Origin of the sequence: Commensalibacter melissae, assembly GCF_003691365.1 — a bacterium.
Taxonomy (GTDB): Bacteria; Pseudomonadota; Alphaproteobacteria; order Acetobacterales; family Acetobacteraceae; genus Commensalibacter; species Commensalibacter melissae.
The window spans coordinates 130,553-137,500 of sequence record NZ_CP033087.1; the positions used below are offsets into that span (position 1 = coordinate 130,553).

Annotated in this window: 4 protein-coding genes (1 of these 4 running past the window's edge); 1 reads left to right on the forward strand and 3 read right to left on the reverse strand. The window is 38.3% G+C overall.

Annotated features, from left to right (window positions below):
- Nucleotides 1-27 precede the first annotated feature (27 nt).
- Nucleotides 28-1,875 carry a ferrous iron transport protein B gene (gene feoB, locus D9V35_RS00565; protein ID WP_122122879.1) on the reverse strand — a complete coding sequence of 616 codons (1,848 nt, stop codon included), beginning with the start codon at nucleotides 1,873-1,875 and terminating at the stop codon, nucleotides 28-30.
- A gap of 3 nt (nucleotides 1,876-1,878) precedes the next feature.
- Nucleotides 1,879-2,127, reverse strand: a complete 249-nt coding sequence (locus D9V35_RS00570; RefSeq protein WP_110439607.1) for a FeoA family protein — start codon at nucleotides 2,125-2,127, stop codon at nucleotides 1,879-1,881.
- 326 nt (nucleotides 2,128-2,453) lie between these two features.
- Here D9V35_RS00570 and clpB point away from each other — a divergent pair, with 326 nt between their 5' ends.
- A complete protein-coding gene (gene clpB, locus D9V35_RS00575; protein WP_122122880.1) occupies nucleotides 2,454-5,060 on the forward strand; it encodes an ATP-dependent chaperone ClpB in 2,607 nt (868 codons plus the stop codon).
- A gap of 521 nt (nucleotides 5,061-5,581) precedes the next feature.
- On the opposite strand, the gene D9V35_RS00580 is transcribed toward clpB, so the two are convergent.
- Nucleotides 5,582-6,948 carry the 3' portion of a hypothetical protein gene (locus tag D9V35_RS00580; RefSeq protein WP_110439609.1) on the reverse strand. 1 nt of this gene lie beyond the right edge of the window, so the window shows 1,367 of its 1,368 coding nt (coding positions 2-1,368); only part of the start codon is in view: it crosses the right edge, with 2 bases visible at nucleotides 6,947-6,948; the stop codon is at nucleotides 5,582-5,584.

Here is a 6,948-nt window from a genome sequence, read left to right on the forward strand (position 1 = left end):
TATATAGAAATATAATTAAAAACTGATTTAAGAAAAAAATGATGCGATATGCCAAGTAGTAAAGGAGGCAAAATAAGCCATAAAAAATAGATAACAGGCTGTCATTATGACCATCTTCCAGGAAGAGGTTTCTTTTTTTATAACCGCCAACGTAGAAAAGCATTGTGGAGCAAAAACATACCAGGCCAGAAAGGAAAGTCCTGTTGCTATACTCCATTGTGTTGAAAGAAAATGAACCAGTTGGCCTGGTGCATCAGAATCAACACCAGCTATGGAATAAACAGTTGCAAGAGACGTAACAGCAACCTCTCTGGCTGCCAATCCAAGGATAAGCGCAACACATATTTCCCAGTTAAAACCAATGGGTGCAAAAAGGGGTTGAATCCAGTGACCTATAATACCGGCAAAACTCCAATCAATGGCTGGACCTTGTGCACCAGCAGGCGGTTTTGGAAAACTTGATAAAGCCCATAAAAGGATGCTGACCGTTAAGATGATTGTTCCTACGCGATTAACAAAGATTTCAATCCTTTGCCATAATCCAAACAAAATATTCCGAACACTTGGAAAACGGTAAGAGGGAAGTTCTAGTAAAAGGGTGTTATCATATGATTTTTTTCGTTTTTTGAAAAGTAAGGCCACCAAAAAGGCACTTGCGATTCCTAGTAGATAAAGACCAAACAGGACAAGACCTTGCAGGTTGAATATGATCCCGATGGTTTTATGAGGGATAAAGGCACTGATTAGTAAAGCATAAACTGGTAATCGTGCGGAACAAGTCATCAGAGGTGCAATGAGAATGGTAACTAGACGATCTCTAGCGCTAGGTATTGTCCGGGTTGCCATGATACCGGGAATTGCACAGGCAAAACTGGATAATAATGGGATGAAAGAACGACCATTTAATCCAACAGAAGCCATAATGCGGTCAAGTAAGAAGGCTGCTCTGGGCAAATACCCGGATTCTTCTAAGAATAAAATCCACAGGAAGAGAACAAGAATTTGAGGTAAAAAGGCGAATGTTGTTCCCACCCCCGCAAAAACACCATCAATAATTAAACTTCTCAAGGGACCTGTCGGTAATAAGTTAGCAATGATTTTTCCAAGCCAGCCTGTCAAATCCTGTATACCATCCATAAAGGGTTGGGCCCATGAAAAAACGGCCTGGAACATGATAAATAATAAAATGAGAAGGATTAAGGGACCAATAATGGGATGTAAAACCCATCGATCAATTTTTTCATCAAGCAGAACAGAATTTTCAGAAGAATTATGGACGCATTTCAGGAGAATTTTGCGTACTTCGACATGTAAATCGGTTTGATTATCAAGATCAATTGTTGGAATTTTAAAAGAGGTGTCGATATTATCGACAAGTTTTTTAATTCCGTTTTTTTGGGTTCCTATTGTGGGGATAATGCAAATGCCCAAAATTGATTCTAGTTTTGGAATATCTATGTCGATTTTACGTTTTTTTGCAATGTCACTCATGTTTAGAGCGATCATCATTGGGCGCTTAAGACGGCAAATTTCAAGGGCGAATCTTAAATGTAGTCGCAAATTTGTTGCATCAATAACGCAGATCAAGGCATCTGGTGGGGGTTCGTTACGATAGTTTCCCATACAAATATCCCTGGTGACTGCTTCATCAAGGCTGGTTGCTTTTAAACTGTATGCCCCCGGTAAATCGATAAGGGTAATCCTGTTTTTGGAGGGTGTGACGAATTGTCCCTCCTTACGTTCCACGGTGACCCCGGCATAATTGGCGACTTTCTGTCTACTTCCGGTCAATTGATTGAATAAAGCGGTTTTTCCGCAATTTGGATTGCCCACTAAAGCTATTTTTGAAATAGGGAATATGGATGATTCAGGCATAAATTAACAATCCAAATGTAAAATGATTCTGGCCGCTTCAGAACGGCGCAGCGCAAAACGGGTCGATCCGATTTGTACAGCTATAGGATTTGAGCCAAATGGCCCAAAGGCAATGATTTTGACAATTTCGCCTGGTACGAAGCCTAAATCACGTAAACGGTCTGCAATAGGATCAGGAGAAGAAAATTCTTCGACATGATCAATAACACTTGATTTCCCTGGGGAAAGCATACTTAAATTTGGAACAGTCATTATTTAAATTGAACTTAACTCTATCATTAAGAATGATTTGCGTTCTTAATAATATGGCAGAAAATTCATGTTATGTCATCAATTTTGAATTTTATTTTATTTATGATGATTCTTATTCATTTATCGGGAGGATTGGTATAAAATAAACAAATGAAAAGAAAAAATTTTCTTTTTTACTCGATAAGTTAAGTTCATACAATATGAATTTGTAATGAAATGATACTTATTTTTTGAAAAATTGATTCTTTTTGCGAAGGAACGCTGCCTCATAAGAGGGGCAAAACTTTGGCAGGCATGTTGCCTAATTTTAAAAGGGACATAAATTTATGAATATCGAAAAATTTACTGAACGTTCAAGAGGGTTTCTTCAAGCGGCACAGACAATTGCAATTCGTGATTTTCATCAGCAATTAACGCCTCAGCATTTATTAAAAGCGTTATTGGATGATGAGGAAGGAGCCGCAGCTTCCTTGATACGTGCAGCTGGCGGGGAACCCGCCATTGTCAAAACAACGGTTGAACATTCATTGGATTCCATGCCAAAAGTTCAGGGCGAAGGTGCTGGACAGCCTCAAGCCATGCCAGAATTGGTTCGTGTCTTGGATGGCGCGGAAAAAGAGGCCACGAAGGCCGGGGATGAGTATGTTGCTCAGGATCGTCTGTTGCTTGCCTTGGCTGCATCTGAAACACCAGCTGGTCAGGCCCTTCAAAAAGGGGGAGTTACAGCTCAAAATCTGGCAAGAGCGATTGATACTATTCGGAAAGGTCGTAAGGTTGACAGCCAGAATGCGGAGGCTTCCTTTGATGCGTTAAAAAAATATGCACGGGATATGACAGAGGTTGCCCGGCAAGGAAAATTGGATCCAGTGATTGGGAGAGATGAGGAAATTCGTCGAACGATTCAGGTCTTGGCTCGACGTACCAAAAATAACCCTGTGCTTATAGGTGAGCCTGGAGTTGGTAAAACTGCAATTGTTGAAGGTTTGGCATCACGGATCGTAAATGGTGACGTTCCAGAGGCATTGAAGAATAAACAGTTATTAGCCTTGGATTTGGGTGCCTTGGTTGCAGGGGCTAAATATCGGGGTGAATTTGAGGAACGTTTGAAGGCTATATTAAAAGAAGTTGAAGCTGCGGCTGGAAAAGTCATATTGTTTATTGATGAAATGCATACATTGGTTGGTGCGGGACGTAGTGATGGAGCAATGGATGCATCAAATCTCATTAAACCTGAGCTGGCACGTGGTACCTTGCATTGTATTGGTGCGACAACCCTGGATGAATATCGCAAATATATTGAAAAAGATGCAGCTTTGGCACGGCGGTTTCAGCCTGTCTTTGTCGGGGAACCATCAGTAGCGGATACGATTTCAATTTTGCGGGGTATTTCTGAAAAATATGAATTGCATCACGGGGTGCGGATCAGTGATAGTGCTCTGGTGGCAGCGGCAACTTTATCCAATCGTTATATTACAGATCGATTTTTGCCGGATAAAGCAATTGATCTGGTAGATGAAGCCGCAAGCCGGTTACGGATGCAGATTGATAGCAAGCCAGAAGCGCTTGATGAGCTGGATCGTCGTTTGATTCAACTAAAAATTGAGCGTGAAGCTTTGAAAAGGGAGGAAGATACAGCCAGTCGTGACCGTTTGGAAGCATTGGAGGTTGAGATTGCTGATTTAGAAGAAAAATCAAATGCAATGACTGCGGCCTGGCATGCTGAAAAGAATAAGGTTAATGATGTTCAAAAATTGCAGGAACAGCTGGATCAGGCCCGTTCAGAAGTTGAGGTTGCACAACGTCAAGGTAATTTGGCCCAAGCCTCTAAATTGATGTATGGTGTTATTCCCGAACTTCAAAAGAAAATTGAGGGTTTGCAAACCAAACAGCATGAACATCCGGATCAGGCGAATTTGGTTTCCAAATCAGTGACTGAAAATGAGATCGCGGCGGTTGTATCTCGGTGGACAGGTATTCCAGTGGATAAAATGCTGGAAGGGGAAAGGGCTAAGCTTTTACGAATGGAAGACGAGCTTCGTAAACGTGTCGTAGGGCAGGAACCCGCCTTGAAAGCGGTTGCAAATGCTGTACGTCGGGCACGGGCAGGATTGCAGGATCCAAACCGGCCTATTGGCTCTTTTTTATTCCTAGGTCCAACTGGAGTAGGTAAAACCGAACTGGCAAAAGCGCTTGCTTCATTCCTTTTTGATGACGAAAAAGCGATATTGCGTGTTGATATGAGTGAATTCATGGAAAAACATGCGGTTGCACGGTTGATTGGTGCCCCTCCCGGTTATGTTGGCTATGAAGAAGGGGGTGTTTTGACAGAGGCTATTCGCAGGAGACCTTATCAGGTTATTTTGTTTGATGAGGTTGAAAAGGCTCATGAGGATGTCTTTAACGTATTATTGCAGGTTCTTGATGATGGACGTTTAACAGATGGTCAAGGGCGAACCGTAGATTTTCGTAATACGATTATAATCTTGACAAGCAATCTTGGTTCTGAAATTTTGGCTAATCAGACAGAAGGTGAGTCAACAGAGCTTGTACAGGCTGAAGTTATGAAAGTTGTACGTGCCCACTTTCGTCCTGAATTTCTTAATCGTTTGGATGAAGTTGTTTTGTTCAGTCGATTGCAAAAGGCTGATATGGCAAAAATTGTGGATATACAATTACAGCGTTTACAAGGATTGCTTGAGGATCGTAAAATTAGGCTTGATCTGGATGAAAAAGCACATGCGTGGCTGGAGGAAGCTGGATATGATCCGATTTATGGTGCACGTCCTCTAAAGCGTGTCATACAACGAAATTTGCAAAATCAATTGGCAGAATTATTGTTGCAAGGCGATGTTTATGATGGGGATACTATTTCAATCAGTGCCAATGAGGCTGGTTTATTAATTCAGGGTAAATCAGTTATAGACAAAGCCTGATTTTCGTTAAAACTGGTTGAGTTCATTTCAACCAGTTTTTATTTATGATTATATTAAATATTGTTTAGCTTGTATAATATACGGACAGATAAATAAGTTTGATCTGATAGGATGTCTTTTATTATGGGAATTAAAAGACTTACCTTTTGTCCATCATGAAATTGGATGTTCGATAGGCATCTATGCTGACAAAAATTGATCGGTTTGACTAATAGAAACCCTTGCTTATCTTTTGTCATTTCATTGGATGGGTTTAATCTTTTATAGATTCTATATGAGAATATTCTTTATAGAATTATAGTTGTACCAGATAATCTATTAATTTGGTAATTTTTATATATAAAATCTATAGGTAAAACAGTCTGATTAACATATTGAAGTTTTTTATATTTTTCTAAAATTAACAATTAAATTTATAAAATTGGATCGCTTTTAATTTTTTCATATCATAAATATTAATAAATTATTTAATAACTAAAAATTAAATTATTAGTTATTAAAATTAATTTTAAAATATATATTTATAATGGGTTAATAAATCTTCTTTTTATTTTTATTGAGCTAAATTCAAATTGCTTATTATTTTTACCCAAATAACGTCCTTGAGGACAACCGGTTCCTATTGATAAGGTGTCATGATAGTTAAAGAATCTAACATGATACATATAAAAATTATTTTTTAAAGGTGTTGCAGTAGCAAATACTGTATGAGGATGTATCGTTTTATCATTATTTTCATAGATTGTGCATAAATCTATCCCTCCCCATTGTTGAATATGCATACCAATTTTGGGGTCTGAAGAGGGATATTTTTTTGCTATGATTTCCAGATCAATTTCCATATTCTGTAATTTTGGATCATGAATACGGATTAGATGATAATTATTTTGGTCGCCATCTGCAAAAGCATAATTATCATTTTCTAAAGGTGTAAAGGTTGCATCATCAGCAGCTTGCCAGTCTTTTAAATTGTAATCTAATGTTATCCATGGATTTCCAATGGTTTTGGAATTACAAATGTTATCAAGAAAGATTTGTGTACTTGCAATCTGTTTTTGATGTTGCTCTCTGAATTTCGGTCTGTTCCAAATAACTTCCGTTGAATGGGACAAATATTGAATGTGATCATTATTTGGAATGGAAAAATTATTGGATCTACCATGACAAATATTGGGGAAAAACCAAGGTAGCAAACCTTCTTCAATATGCCTGGCAATAATCATATTTAATATAGATTGGTCGGCACAGAACCATTTGAAATTGGGGCTTTTTTCTTCTTCTTTTGTAGGAGGAAGAATATATTCTTTTACCCTGCACATTGCCAACCAGTCCAGTAAGATATCAAATGCAAAATCAGACACTTTTGCAATAATATTATTGGCAATCAGTAAAGGAAAATTTTGAACAAAAAGTGAATTTCCCCCTATTTCTTCAATTTGTCTGATGGAACAAAAATCAGAGGCTTTTAAAATTTGTTCTGTAAGTTCCCTGCCAATATAAAAATCACAAAAATTCAAGGCTTTATTGATAATCGTATTTATGCTTTGTATAACAAGGCGCAGGGTTGGGTATTTGGCAATATTTGCATCAAGGTAAAAAATGACATCACCTTTTTCCATGGTTGAAAGAGCATGCAAAATAGTAAAGGGTTTCCAGCTGAATAATCCAAATTTGTGGGTATTAGGATTATTTCCCAAATTGTATTTATCAGGATATGCTTTAACTAATTCTCCCGCACCCATTTGATATAGTCGTTTAGGTGTATAAGCATCGAATTCGTGGCCAGCTTCTTCGACAAGTGATCGAACAGTTCTGACAACTTTTGTTAAATCACTTCCTTCGTCATTTGGGGTGCCTTCAGTATAAAAAACAACAAATTTAATACGCA

What these genes read in the sequence shown, in the direction of transcription:
- feoB (WP_122122879.1), bottom strand. Translation starts at nt 1,875, where the DNA reads ATGCCTGAATCATCCATATTCCCTATTTCAAAAATAGCTTTAGTGGGC.
- D9V35_RS00570 (WP_110439607.1), bottom strand. Translation starts at nt 2,127, where the DNA reads ATGACTGTTCCAAATTTAAGTATGCTTTCCCCAGGGAAATCAAGTGTT.
- clpB (WP_122122880.1), top strand. Translation starts at nt 2,454, where the DNA reads ATGAATATCGAAAAATTTACTGAACGTTCAAGAGGGTTTCTTCAAGCG.